Origin of the sequence: Pseudomonas veronii, from assembly GCF_002028325.1 — a bacterium.
Lineage (GTDB): Bacteria > Pseudomonadota > Gammaproteobacteria > Pseudomonadales > Pseudomonadaceae > Aquipseudomonas > Aquipseudomonas veronii.
The window spans coordinates 2423905-2446362 of record NZ_CP018420.1 but is presented as its reverse complement, the minus strand read 5'-3'; the positions used below and the strand labels follow the sequence as shown (position 1 = coordinate 2446362).

Here is a 22458-nt window from a genome sequence, read left to right as displayed (position 1 = left end):
TGCTAATCACGTAAATTTTTTATAGAGAACCGAGCCCTTAATATTCAGTTTTACAGAGGATATCACCCGCACGGAAGCTAGATCGTGGATCGATATTAATTCGGTACCTGGCGGGCCTACCCTCTAATAGAGGCTATCCCTATGGATATTCAGAATAGTTTTAATCCACATGCAAAATTGTTCTACCGTCCCATTGATGTAGCGATACGCTGGTGCAATTTAATGGCGTTCGAAACTCAGATACTCGAGGCAGCCTGGGACCGCCCTGATCTACTTGCGGTCACATTCCCCCAGTGGCCGTGTTTACATTCCAACACTGAAAAAATTCTGGATGCTATACGCAATCATGAGCTGCGTTATGGTGCCTTCGGTACCTCAGTCGCATCCGGTACCCCTGTTGACCTCCGGGTGCTGACAATCAGACATTCTGACTTAAAGTGGTGGATGATTCATCACCATCCAGACCAGCGCCCCTCGTTTCTCTTTAGCTTGGCGCTATCCGACAAGGAATATATCCGATATGGGACTTATCTCGTATTGCAGGCGGACAGGGATGCGCTGCAGGTGCAGCTAAAAGCAACCGAAGCGGCACTTCAAACTCTAACAACCGAACTCGCCGAAGCAGGACTGGAGCGTGAAAGCTTACGCATACTGGTCGACAATAAAAAACATCTCAGTGATCAAAGCAAAGTGAGCTTTCTGAATGTCATTGGTGCACTTATTAATACCTTGCTGGGATCGTCTAAATCGGGAAGACGGCATTCAATATTCGACAGCCAAGCATCCATTGTTGACTCTATCACCGCGCACTATGACGGTGTTGCAGGGCTGAGCAAGCGCTCACTAGACGAAAAATTCGCGGCAGGTAGACGTAGTCTTTCACAAGCTAAACAGTAGCCATTGCACTGCAGTCCCATCGATTGCAATGCAATGACTCCCCCACTTTTCTGCTATTCAATTCAGGTCGTTTCCCACCATGCGCCATCCGGTGCCAAGGAGTGACAACCATGCAAACGCAAGCCCTTCCGACCGCGTCTCAACCACAGCAATCGTCCGATCGTCACATCATGCGACGCGAGGAGGTGGAGCGAAAAACCGGCTTCAAGCGTGCGCATATCTACAACTTGATGAAGGAAGGTCAATTCCCTCAAGCCAAACGCATTGGACTGCGCGCCGTAGGCTGGGACTCGCTGGAGATCGAACAGTGGATCACTGAGCGCTTGGCGCAGCAGAGCTGATGCTATGCGCGTGGTATCGGTGGTTTCCACTAAAGGTGGCGTAGGCAAAACCACAGTAGCCGCCAATCTCGGCGGTCTGCTGGCGGATGCTGGTCTACGCGTCCTACTGCTCGACCTAGATAGCCAACCCACCCTCTCCAGCTATTACGCCTTACACCAGAAAGCTGTCGCTGGCGCGTACGAGCTCATTGCACTCAACTTAACAACGCCTGTACAGATTGTTTCCAGGACCGTGATTGCCGGGCTCGACCTGATCATCTCCAACGACGGTCAGGGCCGGTTAAGTACATTACTGCTGCACGCCCCTGACGGGCGATTACGGCTGCGCAATTTGCTGGACAATTTCCGCTCCCGTTATGACCTGCTTTTGATCGACACTCAGGGTGCACGTAGCGTGCTGCTGGAGATGGCGCTACTGGCCTCCGATCTCGCTGTATCGCCCATCACGCCGGAAATGCTCGCCGCTCGCGAACTGGGCCGCGGCACCTTGAAGCTGCTCAGTGAACTCGAACCGTTTCGTCACCTGGGCATTACTCCGCCTCCTTTGCGATTACTGCTGAACCAGGTGAATGTCATTCGGGTGGACACCCGTATGATCATCCGTGGCCTGCATGAAGCGTTCGCTGGGGCTACTCACATTTTGGTCCTAAATACCGTAATTCCCGATCGAGTCGCGTATCTGAATGCCGCCTCCCTCGGCCTACCAGTCCACCGAATCGAAACGCGTCGGTCACGTGAAAGACATTCGCCCTCACCTTTGGAAACCATGCAAGCGCTGGCTATTGAACTGTTTCCGGAATGGCGCGAAGCGATCTCTAAGGTGAGCAGATGTGCAGAGGTTCGATGAGACGATTTCCGAAGACGGTATTTATCGCCAAGTCATTTTGACTGTTCAACCTTGAGGCCAACAGCGTTTGGCGAGGAGTCTTTTGATGTTGGATCAGTTTCCCATCATCGTTCAGCCATGCATTCGACAAGATCATCCACCTAGCGAGGAATACTGCACCGTGGTGTTTCGCCTGCAACGTGGGCGATCGGTCATGCGTTGGTTTCTCGCGGAACTGTCTCGGTATTTCGAAGATTCGGCAACAGCCGAGATCGTTAAGTTCGAGGTCGGTGACCATTTGCGTAACCGGCGTTAACTGAGGCTTTTCCAATGAAGAAGCCCAGTCAGGAGGAAATCACCGGCAAACTGCACCAGGACCACTTCCCCCACGGTCCAGAAATGGAGCGGTTGTCCGATCCACTCACTGATACGCCTATGCTGATCACTCTGGAGCAGTTGCGGCCCTACGAACACAACCCGCGGTTCATCCGTAACCCGCTTTATGACGACATCAAGGCCTCAATCCGTGAGCGCGGGCTGGATCAACCGCCGCCGATTACCCGCCGCCCTGGTGAAACCCATTTCATCATCCGCAACGGCGGTAATACACGCTTGGCAATTCTTGGCGAGCTGTGGCACGAAACCCGCGACGAGCGTTTCTTCCGAATCCATTGCCTGTTCCGACCCTGGACCGATGAAATCAGCGCTCTACTCGGCCATATTGCTGAAAGCGATCTGCACGGCCAGCTCACCTTCATCGAACGTGCTCTGGCAGTGACCAAACTCAAGACCATGCTCGAATCAGAGGGAGCAACACTCTCGCAACGTGAGTTGGCACGACGTCTTGCCGCTGGAGGCTATCCGATTTCCCAGTCGCATATCAGTCGGATGCTCGACACTCTCGAACATCTACTGCCCGCCATTCCACAAACCTTGTATGCCGGGTTGGGAAAACCAAAAATTGAACGCCTGATTGGTCTGCGTAGCCAGGCTGAACGAACCTGGAATCGTTATCCAACCGACGCCATCGCTTTTCCCGAGTTTTGGCTCGACACCTTAGGGCAATTTGATGCCGACCCAGAGTCCTTCGACCTTGAGCGAATCCAGGATGAACTGCTCGAACGCATGAGTCGCTTACTCGGACAGTCATACCGCATGTTGGCCCTGGAGATGGGTGATACCCAACGGGTTATCCAGACGCCCGGCGTGGTCGTCACGCCTCCGGAGAACAACTCTCTGCCGAGCGTCAATGAGCCCACGGCCGAGCCTCACCCCACCGAGCCGCATTCCAAATCAACTGAAACCAGGACGCAGGCCGAAACAGAGCGAGAGGAGCAGCTCACGCTTCCCGAAAAGAAGGTCGTATCAGCAGCTCGCCCTCCGTCACGTGTCCAGCAGATCCGCGAACAGATAGATCGCGCCACTGCATCCGAATCAGCAAAGACCGTCGCAACCTGTTCGATCGACGACATCTGGATTATCGCACCAACACTGGACACCCCCGAACAACTGCGTTTAGCCATTGCCGGCCTGGCTCGGGAAATGGCGGCCTATGCCGGACATCCCGAGAGCATCTTCGACCAGAAGCATGGCCTGGGCTTCGCCCTCAGCATCGAGCAACTTGATCTTGCAGCGCCTCGTGCGGCCGGCGTTCACCTACTGCTCTTGGCCCTGCTGCGTGCCCAAGACGAAGTGAGCTGGGAGGATCGCAAGCAATTGCCCTCAGCCCTGTTCGGGCAACTGCTATTGGGGGTCTATCAACTCCCGCTGGCCGATCGTCCCGCCGTGGACGTAGGACTGGAGCGACTGCCCGACTATTTGTTAATCAAACTGTATCGCCTCATTCGCTTAGCCCGGCGCCTGATCGACTTAACGCTAACCCATGAAGACGATTCACCAAGGGAGCTGCCATGAACCTGTCCTTCAATGTGCTCAACCAGGCCATGCTGACCCAGGTCCTTCACGAGTTGCGCCTGGGTAATCTGCAACGCTGCAAAGCACTAGGACTGGGTGAAGACGACATCTACCTGCTGCAATCATTACCGCCGACCACACTGTCACGCCTGGCCCATGCCACCGTCCCCTGGGTTGAGGTCAAGATTGATTCGCCGGTGTTGCATCGGTTGATCGACCAGGCCGAACGCGACGAACAGAACGAGCGTTTGATCAATCGAGCTCTCAAGCTCGGTGCTAGCAGTACCATCATGTATCAGTGCTTCGGCTTGGCGCACTCGGAAACCGCCCTGCGTCGACGTCTGCTCAAGATAGAAACCCGTAAGGGCCGCCCCCAGAACTTGAGCGAAGCGCAGGAACATGCGCTCTGGCAGCGTTGGTGCCAACTACGCGCTGAGGACGGTGCTGAGGATCAGCTCGATGCCATGATGATGTTGGCAGAGGAGCAACAGATCAGCTTGACCATCGTTTGGCAGCAGATCGACCATTACAGCAACGGAACATGAACACTGCCCCGTCCAGTCGCTGGCAACGTGTTCTGCAGCAATGCAGCCAGCAGTTAAATGAGCGCTGGCCCGCACGCCCTACCACCGAACCACCCTCCAATCAGGCTCTTCAGGCTGGATTTCTGTTCAGCGGCCAATCACACGAAGTCGTGCCGCGTCGCTTGCTGCTGGATTGTCGGCTGACGCCATTGGAGCGTAATGCATGGCAAGTATTTCGACTCATGCTACAAGGCCAGGGCGTGGTCACACCCCGCTATGAAGATCTGCAACCTTACTTGTCGAGCGTACCCTACGGTGCGTCAGCCTCCCGTGAGACCATCGCTCGCGTCTTGATGATGCTTAGATTGACGCGCTGGCTTAGCTTGGTGAGTCGTGGCCGCGATCAGCTCAGCGGCCGCCTACAAGGTTCTCTGTACGTCCTGCACGATGAACCGTTAACCCCCGCCGAAGCCATGGAGCTGGATCAGGATTACCTGGAGCTAGTCGGACACGCCCTCGATCATGCAACCAAGGCTGTGCGAATTGTCGCTCAGCATGTTTTGGAAGAAATCCGCCAAGACACCGATATCGATCTGGGTCGACTCCCCACCCGGCTCGACAGTTGGAGTGAACATTGGACACAACAAGGATTGGATCAGGCGACCGATGAAGCGTTACACGATTCCGAACTGGGTGGCGGCCACCCCGTTCGGAATCGTGCGGGACCTCGTTCGGATTCCGAACCGGGTCTCAACGCCAAGGTTTCCGGCAGCGTTCGGAATCCGAACACTCCCTGTACTGTATTAAAAGAAAGTATTTGTACGGTACCGCGCGCGACCCCAGCAGTGGATAACCTGCACTGGCCTGATCCGCTGCACCTGAGTCCGAGCGAGCGACAGGCCGTCACCGTGGCGCTGAACAAGCTGGAACCAGCGGATCGGCAGGCGGTGCTCAACGAAGCTGGGGCGCGATGTGCGGCAGGAAGCGTTCGCAAACCGGCGGCGTATCTGATGGGCCTGATACAGCGGGCGTTGAAAGGCGATTTCCGCCCATGGGCAGGTCAGGCTGAATCGTTACCCATTGCAGAACCGCCACCCGCTCCCCCGCGCCAGCTTAGGAAAAAGGGCGAACCCGCCTCTGCCCTCGCCCAAGCGTGTCTGGATGAACTGCGCCAGCTGCGCAGCAAACGCTCTGGACGTCAGTAGATTTGATGCCACTGGCATCACTGTCTAGCGTGTCGAAAATTATCCGTTTCGCACCAAACCGAACACACCGCATTCAGCTTTTCTACTGTCCTTGACCCCCATCTGTCGCAACGTCCCCGTCCAAGCCTATGCGAGGACAACACCGTGGCCGATCACTATCAGCTCAACCTGGGTTCGTTGCGCAGCAGCATTACCCTGACACTGCATACCCACCACGCCGCCCGAATCTGGCAAGGCCGAACCGCACGCGAAGGCGTCCACTCGATCATGGGTATGGCCGGCTACATCAGCGTCACTAACCTGATCAAACAAGCCGCAGCGCAGGACGATCCTTATGCCGACTGGGCGATCGTGCAGCTCGAAGAAAAATTGATGCAGGCCAAGGCTGGGATGCTGGAACTGACCCAGGAGTTGGACCGGATCAGACAGGACCTGCCGGCGCAGATCGACATGAGCGATAACCTCAACATTCATCCCGTCTCCTTGCCCTTGTACATCGGCAGCCAACTTGGGTTTCTTGCCGTTTACCTGCTAACTGATTACGACACGCTGGTGCGCCACACCCTGTTGGCCCATCACACCGCCTTGATTGGCCGCAGAGACATGGAAGCCTGGATCGACGACGGTGCACATCTGCTCCGCAGCCTGTTCGGCCAGGCACAGCGCTATCGGCTTGCTGGCGTCACCCGTGATGACATGGCGGCGAATAACGCTCGTGCTCTAGCGGCCATGGAGAAGTTTGGATTACCCCCTACGGACATCCTTGAGGGGCATCGCCGCTCCCAGTTCGCGCCACCCATCGTTCGTCGTGGTGCTGTGGCGGTGGATGACGCTGACGCGTTGGCGGAGAACGCAGTAGAGACATCTGCGACAGTCGATGAGTCGGAGGACGAAGCATGAAGTCCATTATCTCGACTCAGCCAATCCCCCTCGAAACACTCACACCGGATTCCTATCGACAGCTCGAACACGCTGCCTCCCTAAAAGGCCTTTTAAAACCTTTTAAGGGTAAGGGGGAGCTGGAATACCTGGCGCAGGTGGCGAGGGAAACCGAGGCGCAGTTATGTCGCCTAATGGAGGCTGTGGCGCAGCAGGCCGGACAACCGCCTTACTCGTTGCTGGATATTCGATTGGTGCTGCAGAACACCAGTGCGCGCAGCACCTTTTTGCGATGGCGCACCCGCGATTTTGCCCGTATGGGCGTTGCGGTCTGGGAACGACAGGTCTCCAACAAGGCCTTACCCCAAGCCGTACGCGAGGGATTGCACCGTTTCGAAAACGAGCGTATCGCACTGAACTTGCAGATGAGCGTGATGCATTCGCTTTACCGTCAGGCTTCAACCTGCGCGATCAAAATGGCCAGCGCCGAACGGCTGCTGCGCCAGTCCACACCAGCAGCGGAGATATCTCCATGAGTACTTTTTTCGTCGGCGAAGGCAACATCGGCAGTGCGCCAGATTTCCAGGAGTTCCCGTCAGGCAATGACGAGCCACGGCGTCTGCTGCGGCTGAATGTGTACTTCGACAACCCCGTGCCACGCGATGGCAGCTACGAAGATCGAGGCGGCTATTGGGCGCCGGTCGAGCTCTGGCACCGCGAAGCTGAACACTGGAGAACGCTGTACCAGAAAGGTATGCGCGTGTTGGTCGAAGGCCGCACCGTGCGCGATGAGTGGGAGGACAGCGAAGACAACGCACGGGTGACCTTCAAGATCGAGGCGCGTCGTGTCGGCATCCTGCCTCATCGCGTGCAGAACGTGGTCATGCGGGAGCGCTCAGGTGAATCAGCCTCGTCTGCAGCTCCCGTCGGGCAGGCTACAGACGAGGCCAACTCGCCTGCGTCGAAGTCCAAAAAGAGCAGAGGGTAGCCACCATCGGTATGACGGATTTGAGGCATAAAAATTGCGCCTTTGCGCGAAGTACCTGGCTTGTCATTACTCGCTGCTCGTGAAGCACTGTCGTCCACGTGACTACAAGGTAGTAGCCTCGCCCCCAACCAAGACTGCCCTCACCGACTAATATGAGGAACCTGCCATTCAGGTTTCTCATAGCTCGCCACTGCTGTTTCCAACAACGCTGCTCCGAACTCAACCCGGAGCAGCTCTATGCGTCTCTTTCTCTGCGAGAAACCCTCCCAAGGTCGTGACATCGCCAAGGTACTCGGAGCCAGCCGACGTGGCGATGGTTGCTTGATCGGACCCGAGACGACCGTCACCTGGTGTATCGGTCACCTCCTGGAGACAGCCCCACCTGAAGCCTATGGCGATCAGTACAAAACCTGGTCGTTGGATCATCTACCGATCATTCCCGCGCAGTGGAGGGTTGAGGTCAAACCCAAAACTGTCGCGCAGTTCAAAGTCATCAAACACCTGCTCAGCGAAGCTACCACCGTCGTCATCGCCACCGACGCCGATCGCGAAGGTGAAATGATTGCCCGCGAGTTACTAGAGCTCTGCAACTATCGTGGTTCTGTTGAGCGCCTCTGGTTATCCGCACTCAACGAGGCGTCGATTCGCAAAGCACTGTCCTCGCTGAAGCCTAGTCAGGAGACCTTCCCGCTCTATCACTCAGCCCTCGCCCGCAGCCGCGCCGATTGGCTGATTGGTATGAACCTCAGTCGTTTGTTTACCCTCCTAGGACGGCGGGCGGGCTATGACGGCGTGCTGTCGGTTGGACGCGTCCAAACGCCCACTTTGCGCTTGGTGGTTGAACAAGACCGCGCGATTGCCAGCTTCGTCTCTGTGCCGTACTGGGTGGTGGAGGTGCACCTGTCTTCAATGGGGCAATCCTTTATCGCGTCGTGGATACCGCCAAGCTCAGGACGTGACGAAGCCGGTCGCTGCCTGCAGCAGGCGCTTGCCAGCCAGACCGTCCAAGCGATTTCCAGCAGCAAGACCGCCACCGTAGTCTCGCTGCAGACTGAGCACTTGCGCGAAGCGCCACCCCTGCCCTTCGACCTAGGCACACTGCAAGAAGTCTGTTCACGCAAGTTGGGACTCGGCGCTCAGGAAACCCTGAACATCGCCCAAGCCTTGTATGAAACCCACAAAGCCACCAGCTATCCGCGCAGCGATTGCCGCTATTTGCCAGAGAGCATGTTCAACGAGGTAGCCGCGGTATTCGATGCCCTGCTCAAAATGGATCCCGCGTTACGCCCAGCGCTCGGAAGCATCGATCGATCATTGCGCTCACGAGCATGGAACGATAGCAAGATCACCGCGCACCACGCCATCATCCCCACCACCGAGCCGGCGAACCTTGGGCGGATGTCTGAACAAGAGCGCCAAGTCTACGAATTGATTCGTAGCCATTATCTCGCGCAATTTCTACCGCATCATGAGTTTGATCGAACCGAGGTCGAGCTGGAGTGCGGTGCAGAGCGCTTGACTGCTGTGGGCAAACAGATCCTGGTTTTGGGCTGGAAAGGCTTACTCTCCGACAACCCCGAAGACGATGAACCCGGTCAAAAGACCCAGGTGTTGCCCGCCCTACAACAGGGTAGCCAGTGCGCAGTGGACGACGTCGAACTCAAGTCCATGCGCACCGCCGCGCCCAAACCGCTCACCGAGGGTGATCTGATCAGGGCGATGAAAAATGTGGCCAAGCTGGTCAACGACCCGCGTTTGAAACAGAAACTTCGGGACACCACCGGTATCGGCACCGAAGCCACGCGAGCCGGCATTATCAAGGGGTTGATTGATCGCGGTTACTTGCTGAAGAAAAAACGTGCATTAACGGCCTCCGCAGCGGCCCATACCCTGATCGAAGCGGTACCCGCAGCAGTCGCAGATCCGGGTATGACAGCGATCTGGGAGCAAGCGCTGGATGAAATCGAAGCGGGACGTCTGACCTTGGATGCATTCGTTGCCAAGCAGGCGCACTGGATTACGCAGCTGATCGCAAAATGCGGAGCGCTTACCTTGTCGGTACCGGTCGAAGCCGGGCCTGTCTGCCCCATTTGCAACGCATCAATGCTCAGGCGGAAGGGAAAATCAGGGCCGTTCTGGTCATGCTCCCACTACCCGGACTGCAAAGGCACTCTGCCGATCAGCAAAGGTACGCGGCCACCATGACGCGCCATTGGTGATCCCCCAAAATCTTAGGGTTGATGTACAGGGTCAGTGCATCATCAGCGGCGGCTGATCCTTCTCCAAGTCGTCTAGCGGTCGTCCGATTTCACGGGCCAAAGCGATACCTGTCGCAATCCATATCTGCCCCAGTTCGTTGAATGCTTCCAGGTGAGCAGGATCTTCGTTGAGCCAATGAACAAGGCTGTCGAGGTGTTCGGGGTTATCAGGGCAGTCATGGATCTTGATGAACAGCTCCAGTGTTCGATCCCAGATCAGGCCCATGACGTTCTCGCGCTGCTCATCCATGCTCAACCTTTCCTCCGTTTGGCCCTATCAGACCGCTCAGTCTCGCTGGTCGCTTCGGCCTCTGATTCCTGGAGGAATAGATGTCACGTCGCGACAAACAGCTATTTCAGTCAAAATAACAACCCTATAAGTTGATACTCAACCGTTAAGGATGTTCATGTCAATGGGTCTTTGCTCAACCATTCGGGTTGAATTGGAGAACTCATCACTTGGCACATAAACATCCAACCCAAGTCCAAATCGGACGCATGATCGCGAAGCACCGCACTCAGCGTAATCTGACCCAGGAAGAGGTGGCTGAACGCCTGGGGATCGGCAGCGAAGCCATTTCGCGCCTTGAGCGGGGTGTGGTGGAGCTTTCCGTGGTCAAGCTGATGCAACTGGCGGACATCTTCGACTGCCGGATGGACGAACTGCTGACAGAGTCGAGCAATCGCCCCAACGACCAGGGCCAGATGATCGCGGGCATGCTGAGCGGCCTTCAAGAAAGTGACCGTGCCTTTATCCTGACGACCGTCGAACAATTGGCCTCTCATTTCAGTAGCAAGTAACCTCTTCGCCCCCTGGCTTGACGTGATCCCACCCGCTCTGCTGTAGTGCATCAGGATCATCGCTTACGGCGACCCAAGACCGATGCGCTCCGGGTAGCTCGGTCGGACTCCTTGAGTTCGGAGCCTTCTCTTCTGCGGAATTCCGTTCCCTTATTGTGCTCGACCTGATCGTGGTGGCGGATGACCACTGCTGCCTCTGCCAGGCATCAGCGGTCATCCGCTACGGCGATCGCATTCAGCCCCGGAGCCCGCCGGGGAAACACTGGGCACCCTTTGTGCGCGGATGCGTGCCAGCGTATTCCGACCCAGGCCACGATAAGGGTCGGTTGGCGAATCATGGCGCAGTTAAATCAAGTTTTGCGAGGAGCTTGTCGACTGCGTCTGACCGCCTAAGGTGGTTTTTTTATTCCTCGCCTGGCACCCCGCCAGGCCTACTCCTCACTTTCTTCCGTCCAGTGATTGCCACTGAATTCCGGCCTTAAAAAATCGGCTTACGGCGTCTTGACGCCCCCCCTGCGACAGGCTTATACAAAGGGCGTGGTTCGCTGTCGTTGACAGCCCAGCCCAGGTAGCTTGAACCTTCAAGGCTACGCCACGCATGTGGTGGTTTACCCAAGTGCGATCAGCATTCGGTGGCTCGCACGATTACCGCTTCAGCGGTGATGAATGCCCACTACCCTAGGTCCGCAGACCTGCTGCGGATTTCTCCTCGGCTGCACCGCTATCCTGCAGGCGTAACGACCTGATGGTCATCGGCTTGCCGGTGGCGTGTCTCTCATCGCTCGCCTTCATCTTACCCACCCTGACGGGGCTCACCTCCCCGTCAGGGGCTGTGCGTCGCCGTTTTCCCTTGAAATAGGAGAACCACCATGGCCCACGCCAACCAATCCCAAGAAGCGACCACCTACTTCAATCTGCACACCGTCGGTATCGGCTACCTCAACCGTGTCCGTGAAGTACAAGTCCGTCGCGGCCAGCCGTTCATGGCCTGCGATATCGCGGCTCTGCACGGTGCCACCGATGCAGTGGAGTACACCCGCTTCGACTGCAAAGTCGCTGGAGGCGAAGCTGAACGCTTGATCCGCCTCTATATAGATGCCGTCAACGCCGAGAAAAAGGTCTTGCTGTCATTCCGTATCGGCGACCTGTGGATTGACCCATTTCTCTATGAGAAAGGCGCTAAACAAGGCCAACCGGGCGCCAGCCTGAAAGGTCGTTTGCTGTTCATCGACTGGATAAAGGTCAACGGCGTATTCGAGTACAAAGCGCCCGCCAGGCAGGAGGCAACAGCACCTGCTGAGCAAGCGCCAAACGGTGAGTCATCCCCAACGTCAGCTGATGCCGATGCTGAGGATACCGACAACCCAACGGAATCCAGGATTGAACCTAAATCTCCACCCACTCCCCGCACGGCTCGCCGTGTCGCCATACGTGCTGTTCAGTCCGCCTGAACAGTCCACTGTGTTTTACATCAAGGCGCTCAATCGAGCGCCTTTCCTTCAATCCGCACAGGAGAACCAACATGGAATTCTTCTGGCTTTGCGACGACTGCCTGTTCGCCGCGGCTTACGAGGACTACAGCACGTTATCGCTCTACTACACGACGGATGAGATCGAGAAACGCATTGCCGGTCTCCATCATGGGCTGCTTCGGTTAATGCCCATCAGTGCCGACTTCGATCCCGAATCCGGCCGGGGAATAAGAACCTTCTCCTCATTGCCTTGTGACGGTTGTGATTCACACCTGCACGGACAACGCCACCGATTCACTCGGATGTAAGCAGAACGTCATCGGCTAATAGCCGTGACTCTATACCACCTTGGGGCCACCACTCCCCACGGGTGTGTACCCCTGAAAGTTCCCTTCGGAGGTACTACCATGAGCACCCAACTCACCCTGATTGAAAGCTCGGATGTCGAGGCGGATCGTATCGTCCAAGAAAACCAGGTGATCGACGAAGCGCTGCACATTCTGGATCGTCGGCTGTTCACCCGCGGCCCCAACCTGACGTCACCTGACGCCGTGGCCTCATATCTGAAACTTCATCTTGCGCAACAAGAGCATGAAGTTTTCGGTGTGATTTTTCTCGATGCCCGCCATCGCGTTCTAGCGTTCGAGATCCTCTTTCACGGCAGCATCGATGGCGCCAGTGTTTATCCCCGCCAGATCGTCAAGCGCTCCCTAGCACATAACGCAGCAGCAGCCATTTTTGTTCATAACCATCCCTCGGGATGTACGGAACCCAGCCAGGCAGACCGCGTCTTGACCGCACGATTGAAGCAGGCCTTGGCCTTGATCGAGGTTCACGTACTGGATCACTTCATCGTAGGTGAAGGTCGCCCACTTTCTCTTGCCGAATACGGTTGGCTTTAACCTTACAGGCGCCTTCGGGCGCCTTGTTCATTTTTCATCCTGGAGAATACTCATGAACTCCACTACCGAAGCCCCAGACATGCTGGGGGCTTCAAACCCATTCGTTCGCGGCTATGACAATCTATCTATCGAACGGCTGCTACTGATCACCTACGCAAACGACTGCCCTCCCTGCTTTCGCTCCATACACGACTCACAAGCTCATCTACTCGACAATGCGCTGGAACTGTTCGCCTGCCTGTTCAACGACGACTTCGCTCTGATCAGCGAGGGTCAGGCCATTCCGGATGAATTGGATGAACACTTCCAGTCCACCGGGCTGGTGCGGCAAGTGATCTATGCCGTGACTGGCGAAATGCTCAACGAACGATAGCATGTCGGTGACCTTTACTCCCTCGAAGAAGCCCAAGCCATGGTCCATCGTTTGAGCTTCGACACAGGACACTACAGTCGAGCCTGGGAGATCAGCACCGCACACCTCGCTGACGAAGCGCTGCGCCACTTGCAAAGCCGGGTTGGCAATTTTGACTCCAAGCCAACCGGACTGCTGTTTGAACCCTTTGCCCTACCAGACTGCAATGGCGTAGGTTGTAAACTGATCGGCACGCCCTGGACCGACGATAACTTGGTGAAAATCGAGGGCAATCCTTACTCTTCGCTGAGGCAAGAGCAGCTCGACGCCGGTACGCCAGAGGCCTTGGTCAACGTACTGTATCTGGCGGCATTGGCGGATGTGAGGTTGTTGATTTTCGACCCCGACGCTGCCGTCTTGGATGGGCTCATCATTTTTGAAGAATAGCTACGTGTTCTGCGTAAACACGACCCGTCTTGAATCAACTTACTCACTGAATCGCTCCTTCACCTCATGTCAGGTTCTGCACTGAATCTGACATGAGGTTTTTTTCCATGGAGCGTTTTTTCACGCCTGTCTGCCTGCTGGGTTTGCTGAGTGCCTGCACTGCGCAACTCCCCAATACATTGCCGACCGATCCAGAAATCGACAGTAGTTCCAATCGGACCCAGTTCTCGACGGATCATCCGGCAGAACTCCGCTATGGCCGCTATACGTTGGTCAGCACCGAGCCCACCACGGAACAACGTAATCTTCTCGCTCAAATCGTTGACGTGAGCATTCCGTCCAACCTGAATCCTTCGGTACAGGAAGCGATGCACTACGTGCTGCAGCGCTCAGGTTATTCGCTCTGTCCTGCTGCCGAACCAGTAAAAATACTGTTTACCCGGCCTCTGCCCGCCGCCCATTACCGGCTCGGCCCGATCTCACTACGCAACGCGCTACAAGTGCTGGCTGGCCCCGCCTGGCAACTCACGACCGATGTGGTCAGCCGTTCGGTCTGCTTCGAACGGGTGAAAAATGATGCTGGCAAGGTGCGGGTCATACCAACCTCGTCCCATCAGTCGGAGGCGCGCCCATGAAAGCCTCGACGTTTCAAACCCTCATTGTCGGCTCACTTTGCCTGGCGGTCTCCGGGCTGAGCGGTGGTTTGTATAACCAGTATCAACGCGTGACCGAGCTGGAAAATGCGAACACCCAATGCCTACAGACCCTGGACACTCTGCAACGTGATTCAAGCGCTATCAAGGATGCACAGGAGAAGCTGCAGTACGCACTGAAAGACCTGAAGCAGATGGTCGATACCGGTGAGCAACAGGCTATTACCCTCGATCCGATGTTGGATCAATGGGCCCAAGAGATACAGGAGCTACGCGACGGTCTGGCAGCCCGTGCCACCGCAGCCGACATGATCGCGCTACGCGCACGACTTGAGCACGCCGAGCAGCAACTCCTGGAACTCAAGACCCAGCCACCACCCCCGACGCCTTCCTCGGCCAAGCCGAAAAAAGCCGCCCGCTCCAAGCCTGCCCTGCTCTCGCCGCCTTTCTCAGTGCTCGGTATCGAGTCTCGCGGTGGCGAGCGCTTTCTGGCGGTAGCTCCTCCTGATAGTCGCTCGCTCAAGGATATTCAGTTGCTGCACAACGGCGAACAGCTCGGCACATGGCAGCTGAAGGTGCTGGAGCAGAGCGCGGCCATCTTCGCGGTGACCGCTCAGCCAGACCAGACCGTGCAACTCCCTTGAGACGCAATCATGAACAGAGCGCTACTGCCCGCCGTCGTCTGTCTCGTTTCACTGCTTAGCACGGGCGCTGCGATGAGCAACCCTGTCACGGCACCGTCACAGGCCCAGAAAACACAGTCCGCTCCCCTGGGACGTTCTGACTCCGAACAGGCGAAAAACTGGGGTCTGACGGAGCAGGAGTGGACACGCTTCGAAAAGATTCAAACCGGCCCGCGCGGTTTCTGGAGCCCGAACCTCGATCCGCTGACTGCGCTCGGCGTCGAGGCAGAGACTAACCAAGAGCGCCAGCGCTATGCCGAATTGCAGGTAGCGCTGGAGGCCAAACGCGCCGAGCGCGAGTTGGCCTACCAAAACGCTTACAACACGGCCTGGGCCAAGCTGTTTCCGGAGCTGTTGCCGATTCAGGGTATGGCATCTTCGTCCCCTACCAGCTCATCGGTCACCCCACGCCCAGCTCTGTTTGTGGAGGACCACTGCCCTGCATGCACCGCTGAAGCACAACGAATGCAAAACGGCGGTACGGCGTTCGATATCTACCTGGTGGGCAGCCAAGGCGAGGATGAACATGTTCGTGGCTGGGCCCGGCAAGCAGGCATTGATCCGAGCAAGGTTCAAACTCGGCAAATCACCTTGAACCATGACCGTGGTCGCTGGTTCAGCCTGGGTGCCCCGGGACCATTACCCGTCACATTCCAGCAGGTGAACGGACAATGGCAACGCCTAGACTGAATGGACTTGCGCTCATGCTGACGATGCTCGGAGCCCAGGCTGACGAACTTCCACCGCCTGCCTATCAACTAGCGGCGCATGACGCCGGCATCCCTTCAACGGTGCTGTTCGCGATTGCGTTGCAGGAGAGTGGTATGCGCGTCCGTGATCAACTGCTGCCCTGGCCCTGGACCCTGAACATTGCCGGAATACCTTACCGATTCGCCACCCGAGCGGCCGCCTGTCACGCCTTGCTTCAAGCACTCACCCGGCATGACGCCAAACGGGTCGATGCCGGGCTCGGGCAAATCAACCTGGGTTATCACGGACAGCATTTTTCCAGTCCCTGCGAAGCCCTCGAACCCTACCGCAATCTGGCCGTAACTGCCGCGCTGCTGCAAGAGCATCACGCCGTCACCGGTGATTGGGTGTCAGCTGCTGGTCGATATCACCGCCCGGCAGGAGGAACGCCGGCCGCACATTACCGCGCCGGCTTTTCTCAACAACTCGAACGACTGCAGGTTTCCCTTAAACAGGGCACACCACCATGAAGCGAATTCCCAGTGCGTGTTACTTCGCCGTGCTCTTGGCTGCGCTCGCCCAGCCGGGACTGTCGTTTGCAGAAGTTCAGCCTGGCGGTTTCACCCGCCCCCAGTTTGAAGCCTCCAGCCCGCCAATAAACAACAAGACCCAGCCTGCTCGGGCAATACATGCAGACCTATCTGCATTTGCCGATGAAACCTGGATACTGCCCGTGCGCAGCTCTCACTTGAGCCCAGGTCAAATCACAACTCGCACCCTGGACATGCCGGGCTTGCAGCCATTTTTCCTGGTCGGGGAGGATTCCCAATCGTTGGTTTGGCTGCATCAGCGTGCGACTGAACTGCAAGAAATGGGTGCGGCCGGCCTCGCCGTCGAAGTAACCGATACTGAAGCCCTGGCCCGAATTCGAGCAGCCGCGCCGGGCATCACCATCCTGCCGGTCAACGGCAACGACATCGCCTCTCGCCTGAAAATTGAGCACTACCCTGTCTTAATCACAGCCACCTCACTGGAACAGTGAGTCTGGGTCATGGCCGAGCATGCGATGGAGTCCAAGCTCCGACCCGCAGTGGAGCTGTACACCGTAGCGATCTGCATCGCCGCGGCGGTGTTATGCGTGTACTCGCCCTGGGCCGTGGCCCTATCACCCGAGATCGGTCTGATTGCGGCTCTGGCCTATGCCCTGTTCGGTTTGATCCGCCTCCGACAAGCCTGTGAGGTGTTGCGCTATCGGTGCAATATCCGCCGGCTGCCTCGCTACGAGCTGACCAGCCGGCAGATTCCGGTGAGCCGCAAACGTCTGTTCATGGGCCGCGGCTTTCGCTGGACCCGCCTGCACACCCAGCGCTTGGTCGAGGCCCAGGATCCGGCCGTCGCTCAATACGTCGACCAACCGACCCGTTACCGCCTGGCACGTGAACTCGAACGACGCCTAGAACATGCACCGTTTCCGCTCTCGACACTGGCCCGTGTCACGGCCTGGGACAGCGCCTTTAATCCGTTACGCCCTTTGCCTCCGGTAGGAGGCTCGCCACTGCTGCATGGGGTCGAGCCAGATGAAACAGAGGTCAGCCTGCCGCTGGGCGAACGGGTGGGTCACACGCTGGTGCTTGGTACTACCCGTGTCGGCAAAACGCGGCTCGCCGAGGTGTACATCACCCAAGACATCCATCGCGTTGAACACGAGGTGGTCATTGTCTTCGATCCGAAGGGCGATGCCGATTTGCTCAAACGCATGTACGTCGAAGCCAAACGCGCCGGTCGAGAAAAGGAATTCTATGTTTTCCATCTAGGCTGGCCGGAGATCTCCGCCCGCTACAACGCCGTGGGACGTTTCGGGCGCATCTCGGAAGTAGCGTCGCGTATCGCTGGGCAGCTCAGTGGCGAAGGTAACTCGGCGGCGTTTCGCGAGTTCGCCTGGCGTTTCGTCAACATCATCGCCCGGGCTCTGATTGAGTTAGGTCGACGTCCGGACTACCTGCAAATCCAACGGCATGTGGTCAACATCGACGCATTGTTCATTGAGTACGCACAGCAGTTTTTCGCCAGAACCGATCCGAAAGCGTGGGAAGTGATCGTCCAACTTGAAGGCAAGCTGACCGAAAAGAATATTCCCCGGCATATGGTCGGGCGCGAAAAGCGCGTGGTGGCCGTCGAGCAGTACCTGGCGGTGAAACGGGTATTTGATCCGGTACTGGACGGACTGCGTTCGGCGGTACGATATGACCGTACTTACTTCGACAAAATCGTTGCCTCGCTACTGCCGCTGCTGGAAAAACTCACCACCGGCAAGACCGCCCAGTTACTGGCCCCCGACTACGCCGATCTGGACGATCCACGGCCAATCTTCGACTGGATGCAGATCATCCGAAAACGCGGCATCGTCTATGTCGGCCTGGATGCACTGACCGACGCCGAGGTGGCCGCCGCGGTGGGCAATTCCATGTTCGCCGACTTGGTCTCGGTCGCGGGCCACATCTACAAACATGGTATAGACCACGGCCTGCCCGCATCAGGCAGCGGCAGTGACAAACTCCCGATCAACCTGCATGCCGATGAGTTCAACGAGTTGATGGGCGATGAGTTCATTCCGCTAATCAACAAAGGTGGTGGCGCCGGCATCCAGGTGACGGCCTACACTCAAACCCTCAGCGACATCGAAGCGCGAATCGGCAACCGGGCCAAGGCCGGCCAAGTGATTGGCAATTTCAACACCCTGCAGATGCTCCGTGTGCGCGAGACCGCCACCGCCGAATTGCTCACCCAGCAGTTACCCAAGGTCAACGTTCTGACCAAGAATCTGGTCTCGGGCGCTACAGACACCTCCGACCCTGAGGCCAATACAGACTTCACTTCGTCCTCGCAGGATCACGTCAGCAGCACCAGTGTGCCGCTGATCGAGCCCGCTCATATCGTCAGTTTACCCAAGGGGCAAATGTTCTCCTTCCAGGCCGGTGGGCAGCTTTGGAAAGTCCGCATGCCGTTGCCGAAACCCTCCAATGACGATGCCATGCCCAAGGACCTACAGGAGCTCACCCAGCGGATGCGGGCCACTTACAACGAACTAGCGGGCCAATGGTGGAGTGCGAGCGGTGGTGGCCCAACAACCAACTTCGATTGGGATCAGGTGGGGTAGCCCCTACTACAAATTTTGACTCTGCAGAAAACGGTCCAGAAGGCGTTGTGAAAACATCAACTCCGCAGCGCGCAATGGGGTGAACAATGTCGGCTTCCACCCAGAACACGCCGCCACAACCGGTCCAGCATCCAGGATTAATCGTTTCGGCGATCAGTCTGGTCTTGCGCATCATCGGATTGCTGAGTGCCTCGCTCTTGTTCTCGATCCTGATCGAATTCGTCGGGCTGCTATTGTTCTGGAGTGATCAGGGTTGGCGACACAGCCAGGCCATGCTAACCAGTGAACTGAGTTGGCTCAGCGAGCACTTCAAAGCATCACTCATCCTCCAACAGCCTGGACAAACGACTGGCCATTGGCTGGAGTTCCTCAATCAGTGGCTGCTGGTCAAGACCGGCTTTGCTGATTTTGCCCAACAGGCGCGAGTGGTGAGCCAGGGCAACGGCTTCTGGAGTTGGACCAATCAGCTCTACGTGAGCATCGAGGATTTCGTGCTGGCTGCAGCATATGTGACCTTCACCTTCGTGGTGCGCCTGACCATTCTGGTACTGGCCACACCACTATTTTTGTTGGCCTCATTCACCGGTTTTATTGATGGTTTGATGCGCCGTGACCTACGCAAATTTGGCGCGGGGCGAGAAAGCAGCTTTGTCTATCACCGCGCTAAGCGGGCAGTGTTACCACTGTTGGTCGTGCCTTGGATCATTTACCTATCCCTGCCCTTTTCGCTCAACCCAATGGCGGTTTTTTTGCCTTGTGCGGTATTACTTGGGACAGCAACTACTATCACCGCAGCGACATTCAAAAAATACATGTGATAGAGCGTACTGCTGGCGTGCTAAACCATGCCAGTAAATTTAGCCAACACCGCGACGATATAACCGCCAATGATAGACAAGCCCACGATACCCCACGGCCGCTGCCACCAATCACTGTTGGACGATGACGGCATTGATTGCTGGTAAAAATTGATGTGGCCGATCTGGTTTGCGTTGACTTGGGTTGCGGTCCCATTCTGCATTGAGTTGCGCCACTGAGCCTCCTCAAGACGTTCGAGCTGGACCTGAACACGCCCTTTGAGATGTTTAGCGGAAAGAAGCAATTGCTTTCCAACAATCATCACACCCAGCAACCCGAGAAATAGCAAATTCCCATAGCTGAGTGGTTTTTCCTGATTGAGTGTAGGCGCGTTGCTCCATACAAAACCGATGAAAGGCGATGTGATCTGATAAATCTCAGCTACCAGGTTTTGCATCACCGCACCCAGATGCCCAAAGATCTCTGACTCCGCGAGTCTCTCCGCTTGACGGTGTAGAGAAATCGTAAGCGTCCGAGCTACACCGCCTTGCAACTCAAACCTTAATCCGTTTAAACCACTGGTTCACGCGCTCGCACTCAAATGTCGCCGGATCAAAAACATCGCCATGCCATTCAACCATGGCGTCATGCTCTGGATGATCGGGGTTGCCCATCGCCTCCAGAAACTCCTCGTAACCAGGCCCGCCACCCACGTCTTCCGGTGGGCAAGCATTGGCGCCGTCGATGCAGTACGGCACCTGAGGACAGGCAACAGCGGGTAGCGTTTTTTCGACCTTGATACTGTGATGCCAGCTGTCACCAAAGTCGTAGAGATAATTGAATGTCCGCTTTCCGTTCAGCGCCTTGATCAGCGTTTTACGGGCTTCCGGGTTCACCGTCGGCCCCCAACCATCAGGGTCGGGCATGCCGTAATTCTCACCAGCAATTTCAAACTCATGCAGATGGCTATCACTCCAGCCCATCACGACCTGGATGACATGGTGCAGCTTGCCCAAGGTGATGTTTTCAGGCACCGCGAACCGACGCCAAATCTTCGGAGTGATCCACTTCAGCTCGATGTGCAGCAGTAACAGGTCGGGGGCGGGTTTGGGTAAACGGACAGTTTTAACCATGGATCAGGTGGCCTCGCAGTGTTCAGTGTGATTCAAAGAAATGTTCCAAGGCAGCAACTCGCTCACCCGATTGATCGAGTGTTCGGCAATGTGCTCAAGTACGTAGGCCAGATAGGCCTGTGGGTTTAACCCGTTTAGCTTGGCAGTACCCACCAGGCGTAAATCGCAGCGGCTCGTTCTCCGCCGGCATCGGAACCGGCAAACAGGTAGTTTTTGCGGCCCAGCGCGACGGCGCGTAGCGCCCGTTCGGCGGCGTTGTTGTCGATTTCGATTCGGCCGTCATTGCAGTAGCGCGTTAAGGCCTGCCACCGGTTTAGGGCATAGAGGATTGCACCGCCCAATGCCGACTTTTTCGACAGTTGAGTCAGCGTCTGATTAAGCCATGTGTGCAGGTGCTCCAGCAGCGGACTGGCCCGACTTTGCCGAACCGTTTTTCGCAGGTTAGGCGGCTGCCCTCGGATCTCGCTTTCGATGGCATACAGGGCTGCAATCCGTTGCAGCGCCTCGGCGGCAAGGGGTGAAGCCAAGTCTTTGTAGACATCGTAAAACTTGCGCCGGGCGTGAGCCCAGCATGCAGCTTCCTCAATAGTGCCCGTCGCATACAGCTGAGCAAAACCGGCGTAGCCGTCAGCCTGCAAGATCCCGCTAAAGCCCTTGAGATGAGCGCGCGGATGTTGCCCCTTGCGATCCGACGAGTAGGCAAACCAGACCGCCGCCGGTGTCGAGTCACCCGCAGGCCGGTCGTCCCGCACGTATGTCCACAGGCGAGCCGTTTTGGTCTTGCCGTTGCCCGGCGCGAGCACGCCAATCGGCGTGTCGTCTGCATGGACTTTGTGACCGCTCATGACGTGGTGCTCAAGGGCGTTGATCAGCGGCCTGAGCAACTGACTGCTCTGGCCCACCCAGTCGGCCAGGGTTGAGCGCTCCAGCTCGACGCCCTCACGGGCGTAGATCTCGGACTGCCGATACAACGGCAAATGATCAACAAACTTGGAGACCAGCACATGGGCCAACAACCCCGGGCCTGCAAGGCCTCGGGCTATCGGACGACTCGGCGCCGGCACCTGGGCGATGTGCTCGCAGCAGCGACAGACCCACTTCGGACGGACATGGCGGATCACTTTGAAACGTGCCGGAACATACTCCAGCACTTCGGACACATCCTCACCCAAATAGCGAAGCTTCCCACCGCAGCCCGTGCATTGCGACTCGGGCTGATGCACGTGAGTTTCGCGAGGCAGGTGTTCGGGCAATGGTTTGCGGCGCGAAACTGCGCGAGGTGCCGGTTCGACTGGCGTTGTCATTTCGGCTTGGCTGACTTGCAGCTCTTCGAGGCTCAACTGGAGTTGATCGATCATCGCGTCCAGTTGCTCGGAGCTGCGACCGAACTGCGTACGACGCAGCTTGGCGATCATCATTTTCAAGCGCTCAATCTCTGCCCGCTGGGCAGAGACCAGAGTCTTCAAGGCTTGAAGATCGTTCGGCAGGGAGTCGGTCACGAGAGTCATGACCGCATGTTACTGGGGATTTTTTCAGCG

At 56.9% G+C, this 22458-nt stretch carries 24 protein-coding genes and 2 pseudogenes; 22 read left to right on the top strand and 4 right to left on the bottom strand.

Annotated features, from left to right (window positions below):
- Positions 1–141: 141 nt before the first annotated feature.
- The 10 genes from PverR02_RS32290 to PverR02_RS11390 all read left to right on the top strand — a co-directional run bounded on the left by PverR02_RS32290 (position 142) and on the right by PverR02_RS11390 (position 9779).
- On the top strand, positions 142–897 hold the full coding sequence (locus PverR02_RS32290; protein WP_167379482.1) for a hypothetical protein: 756 nt from the start codon (positions 142–144) through the stop codon (positions 895–897).
- A gap of 110 nt (positions 898–1007) precedes the next feature.
- Positions 1008–1238 (top strand): AlpA family transcriptional regulator, encoded by a 231-nt coding sequence (locus tag PverR02_RS11435; protein ID WP_079443372.1) that lies wholly within the window; start codon positions 1008–1010, stop codon positions 1236–1238.
- A gap of 4 nt (positions 1239–1242) precedes the next feature.
- Positions 1243–2085, top strand: coding sequence for a ParA family protein (locus PverR02_RS11430; protein WP_079443371.1), 843 nt, complete (start codon positions 1243–1245; stop codon positions 2083–2085).
- 309 nt (positions 2086–2394) lie between these two features.
- Positions 2395–3978 (top strand): ParB family protein, encoded by a 1584-nt coding sequence (locus PverR02_RS11420; RefSeq protein ID WP_079443369.1) that lies wholly within the window; start codon positions 2395–2397, stop codon positions 3976–3978.
- On the top strand, positions 3975–4523 hold the full coding sequence (locus PverR02_RS11415) for a DUF2857 domain-containing protein (RefSeq protein WP_079443368.1): 549 nt from the start codon (positions 3975–3977) through the stop codon (positions 4521–4523). Before PverR02_RS11420 ends, PverR02_RS11415 begins: the two co-directional genes overlap by 4 nt.
- Positions 4520–5707, top strand: coding sequence for an STY4528 family pathogenicity island replication protein (locus PverR02_RS11410; RefSeq protein WP_079443367.1), 1188 nt, complete (start codon positions 4520–4522; stop codon positions 5705–5707). The genes PverR02_RS11415 and PverR02_RS11410 overlap by 4 nt, the downstream gene beginning before the upstream one ends.
- Before the next feature lie 144 nt (positions 5708–5851).
- Positions 5852–6607 (top strand): PFL_4669 family integrating conjugative element protein, encoded by a 756-nt coding sequence (locus PverR02_RS11405; protein WP_079443366.1) that lies wholly within the window; start codon positions 5852–5854, stop codon positions 6605–6607.
- Positions 6604–7122: a DUF3158 family protein gene (locus tag PverR02_RS11400; RefSeq protein WP_079443365.1), complete on the top strand. Its 519-nt coding sequence runs from the start codon at positions 6604–6606 to the stop codon at positions 7120–7122. Before PverR02_RS11405 ends, PverR02_RS11400 begins: the two co-directional genes overlap by 4 nt.
- The gene (locus PverR02_RS11395; RefSeq protein ID WP_079443364.1) at positions 7119–7574 is read left to right on the top strand and encodes a single-stranded DNA-binding protein; all 456 of its coding nucleotides are present in this window, start codon (positions 7119–7121) and stop codon (positions 7572–7574) included. The genes PverR02_RS11400 and PverR02_RS11395 overlap by 4 nt, the downstream gene beginning before the upstream one ends.
- 237 nt (positions 7575–7811) lie before the next feature.
- Positions 7812–9779, top strand: coding sequence for a DNA topoisomerase III (locus PverR02_RS11390; RefSeq protein ID WP_079443363.1), 1968 nt, complete (start codon positions 7812–7814; stop codon positions 9777–9779).
- Between the two features lie 45 nt (positions 9780–9824).
- Here the strand turns inward: PverR02_RS11390 and PverR02_RS11385 are convergent, their stop codons facing one another.
- Positions 9825–10082 carry a hypothetical protein gene (locus PverR02_RS11385; protein WP_079443362.1) on the bottom strand — a complete coding sequence of 86 codons (258 nt, stop codon included), beginning with the start codon at positions 10080–10082 and terminating at the stop codon, positions 9825–9827.
- 209 nt (positions 10083–10291) lie between these two features.
- Here PverR02_RS11385 and PverR02_RS11380 point away from each other — a divergent pair, with 209 nt between their 5' ends.
- The 12 genes and pseudogenes from PverR02_RS11380 (at position 10292) to PverR02_RS11325 (ending at position 19807) form a co-directional block, all read left to right on the top strand.
- Positions 10292–10633 carry a helix-turn-helix domain-containing protein gene (locus tag PverR02_RS11380; RefSeq protein ID WP_079443361.1) on the top strand — a complete coding sequence of 114 codons (342 nt, stop codon included), beginning with the start codon at positions 10292–10294 and terminating at the stop codon, positions 10631–10633.
- An 869-nt stretch (positions 10634–11502) separates the two neighbouring features.
- Positions 11503–12084 carry an STY4534 family ICE replication protein gene (locus PverR02_RS11375; RefSeq protein ID WP_079443360.1) on the top strand — a complete coding sequence of 194 codons (582 nt, stop codon included), beginning with the start codon at positions 11503–11505 and terminating at the stop codon, positions 12082–12084.
- A 71-nt stretch (positions 12085–12155) separates the two neighbouring features.
- Positions 12156–12413 carry a hypothetical protein gene (locus PverR02_RS11370; protein ID WP_079443359.1) on the top strand — a complete coding sequence of 86 codons (258 nt, stop codon included), beginning with the start codon at positions 12156–12158 and terminating at the stop codon, positions 12411–12413.
- 99 nt (positions 12414–12512) lie between these two features.
- On the top strand, positions 12513–13007 hold the full coding sequence (gene radC / locus PverR02_RS11365; RefSeq protein ID WP_079443358.1) for a RadC family protein: 495 nt from the start codon (positions 12513–12515) through the stop codon (positions 13005–13007).
- Positions 13008–13059: 52 nt separating this feature from the next.
- Positions 13060–13806, top strand: a pseudogene (locus PverR02_RS11360) (DUF5983 family protein).
- A 107-nt stretch (positions 13807–13913) separates the two neighbouring features.
- Positions 13914–14441 (top strand): PFGI-1 class ICE element type IV pilus protein PilL2, encoded by a 528-nt coding sequence (pilL2, locus tag PverR02_RS11355; protein WP_079443357.1) that lies wholly within the window; start codon positions 13914–13916, stop codon positions 14439–14441.
- The gene (locus tag PverR02_RS11350) at positions 14438–15103 is read left to right on the top strand and encodes a chemotaxis protein (protein ID WP_079443356.1); all 666 of its coding nucleotides are present in this window, start codon (positions 14438–14440) and stop codon (positions 15101–15103) included. The genes pilL2 and PverR02_RS11350 overlap by 4 nt, the downstream gene beginning before the upstream one ends.
- Positions 15104–15112: 9 nt before the next feature.
- On the top strand, positions 15113–15832 hold the full coding sequence (locus PverR02_RS11345; protein WP_079443355.1) for a TIGR03759 family integrating conjugative element protein: 720 nt from the start codon (positions 15113–15115) through the stop codon (positions 15830–15832).
- Positions 15814–16362, top strand: coding sequence for a lysozyme family protein (locus tag PverR02_RS11340; RefSeq protein WP_079443354.1), 549 nt, complete (start codon positions 15814–15816; stop codon positions 16360–16362). The genes PverR02_RS11345 and PverR02_RS11340 overlap by 19 nt, the downstream gene beginning before the upstream one ends.
- The gene (locus PverR02_RS11335) at positions 16359–16874 is read left to right on the top strand and encodes an integrating conjugative element protein (RefSeq protein WP_079443353.1); all 516 of its coding nucleotides are present in this window, start codon (positions 16359–16361) and stop codon (positions 16872–16874) included. Before PverR02_RS11340 ends, PverR02_RS11335 begins: the two co-directional genes overlap by 4 nt.
- Positions 16875–16883: 9 nt before the next feature.
- Complete coding sequence (gene traD, locus PverR02_RS11330; RefSeq protein ID WP_079443352.1) at positions 16884–18989, top strand: type IV conjugative transfer system coupling protein TraD; 2106 nt, start codon at positions 16884–16886, stop codon at positions 18987–18989.
- A gap of 86 nt (positions 18990–19075) precedes the next feature.
- Complete coding sequence (locus PverR02_RS11325) at positions 19076–19807, top strand: TIGR03747 family integrating conjugative element membrane protein (RefSeq protein ID WP_079443351.1); 732 nt, start codon at positions 19076–19078, stop codon at positions 19805–19807.
- A 20-nt stretch (positions 19808–19827) separates the two neighbouring features.
- On the opposite strand, the gene PverR02_RS11320 is transcribed toward PverR02_RS11325, so the two are convergent.
- The 3 genes and pseudogenes from PverR02_RS11320 to tnpC form a co-directional block, all read right to left on the bottom strand.
- A complete protein-coding gene (locus PverR02_RS11320; RefSeq protein ID WP_227778830.1) occupies positions 19828–20244 on the bottom strand; it encodes a hypothetical protein in 417 nt (138 codons plus the stop codon).
- 97 nt (positions 20245–20341) lie between these two features.
- Positions 20342–20920, bottom strand: coding sequence for a plasmid pRiA4b ORF-3 family protein (locus PverR02_RS11315; RefSeq protein WP_079443350.1), 579 nt, complete (start codon positions 20918–20920; stop codon positions 20342–20344).
- Positions 20921–20923: 3 nt separating this feature from the next.
- A pseudogene (tnpC, locus tag PverR02_RS11310) lies at positions 20924–22428 on the bottom strand (IS66 family transposase).
- Between the last annotated feature and the right edge of the window lie 30 nt (positions 22429–22458).

Coding starts and splice junctions, on each gene's coding strand:
- PverR02_RS11435 (WP_079443372.1), top strand. CDS start 1,008: ATGCAAACGCAAGCCCTTCCGACCGCGTCTCAACCACAGCAATCGTCC.
- PverR02_RS11325 (WP_079443351.1), top strand. CDS start 19,076: ATGTCGGCTTCCACCCAGAACACGCCGCCACAACCGGTCCAGCATCCA.
- radC (WP_079443358.1), top strand. CDS start 12,513: ATGAGCACCCAACTCACCCTGATTGAAAGCTCGGATGTCGAGGCGGAT.
- PverR02_RS11430 (WP_079443371.1), top strand. CDS start 1,243: ATGCGCGTGGTATCGGTGGTTTCCACTAAAGGTGGCGTAGGCAAAACC.
- PverR02_RS11400 (WP_079443365.1), top strand. CDS start 6,604: ATGAAGTCCATTATCTCGACTCAGCCAATCCCCCTCGAAACACTCACA.
- PverR02_RS11410 (WP_079443367.1), top strand. CDS start 4,520: ATGAACACTGCCCCGTCCAGTCGCTGGCAACGTGTTCTGCAGCAATGC.
- pilL2 (WP_079443357.1), top strand. CDS start 13,914: ATGGAGCGTTTTTTCACGCCTGTCTGCCTGCTGGGTTTGCTGAGTGCC.
- PverR02_RS11390 (WP_079443363.1), top strand. CDS start 7,812: ATGCGTCTCTTTCTCTGCGAGAAACCCTCCCAAGGTCGTGACATCGCC.
- PverR02_RS11375 (WP_079443360.1), top strand. CDS start 11,503: ATGGCCCACGCCAACCAATCCCAAGAAGCGACCACCTACTTCAATCTG.
- PverR02_RS11350 (WP_079443356.1), top strand. CDS start 14,438: ATGAAAGCCTCGACGTTTCAAACCCTCATTGTCGGCTCACTTTGCCTG.
- PverR02_RS11335 (WP_079443353.1), top strand. CDS start 16,359: ATGAAGCGAATTCCCAGTGCGTGTTACTTCGCCGTGCTCTTGGCTGCG.
- PverR02_RS11420 (WP_079443369.1), top strand. CDS start 2,395: ATGAAGAAGCCCAGTCAGGAGGAAATCACCGGCAAACTGCACCAGGAC.
- PverR02_RS11415 (WP_079443368.1), top strand. CDS start 3,975: ATGAACCTGTCCTTCAATGTGCTCAACCAGGCCATGCTGACCCAGGTC.
- PverR02_RS11315 (WP_079443350.1), bottom strand. CDS start 20,920: ATGGTTAAAACTGTCCGTTTACCCAAACCCGCCCCCGACCTGTTACTG.
- PverR02_RS11320 (WP_227778830.1), bottom strand. CDS start 20,244: ATGCAAAACCTGGTAGCTGAGATTTATCAGATCACATCGCCTTTCATC.
- PverR02_RS11340 (WP_079443354.1), top strand. CDS start 15,814: ATGGCAACGCCTAGACTGAATGGACTTGCGCTCATGCTGACGATGCTC.
- PverR02_RS32290 (WP_167379482.1), top strand. CDS start 142: ATGGATATTCAGAATAGTTTTAATCCACATGCAAAATTGTTCTACCGT.
- traD (WP_079443352.1), top strand. CDS start 16,884: ATGGCCGAGCATGCGATGGAGTCCAAGCTCCGACCCGCAGTGGAGCTG.
- PverR02_RS11395 (WP_079443364.1), top strand. CDS start 7,119: ATGAGTACTTTTTTCGTCGGCGAAGGCAACATCGGCAGTGCGCCAGAT.
- PverR02_RS11345 (WP_079443355.1), top strand. CDS start 15,113: ATGAACAGAGCGCTACTGCCCGCCGTCGTCTGTCTCGTTTCACTGCTT.
- PverR02_RS11385 (WP_079443362.1), bottom strand. CDS start 10,082: ATGGATGAGCAGCGCGAGAACGTCATGGGCCTGATCTGGGATCGAACA.
- PverR02_RS11370 (WP_079443359.1), top strand. CDS start 12,156: ATGGAATTCTTCTGGCTTTGCGACGACTGCCTGTTCGCCGCGGCTTAC.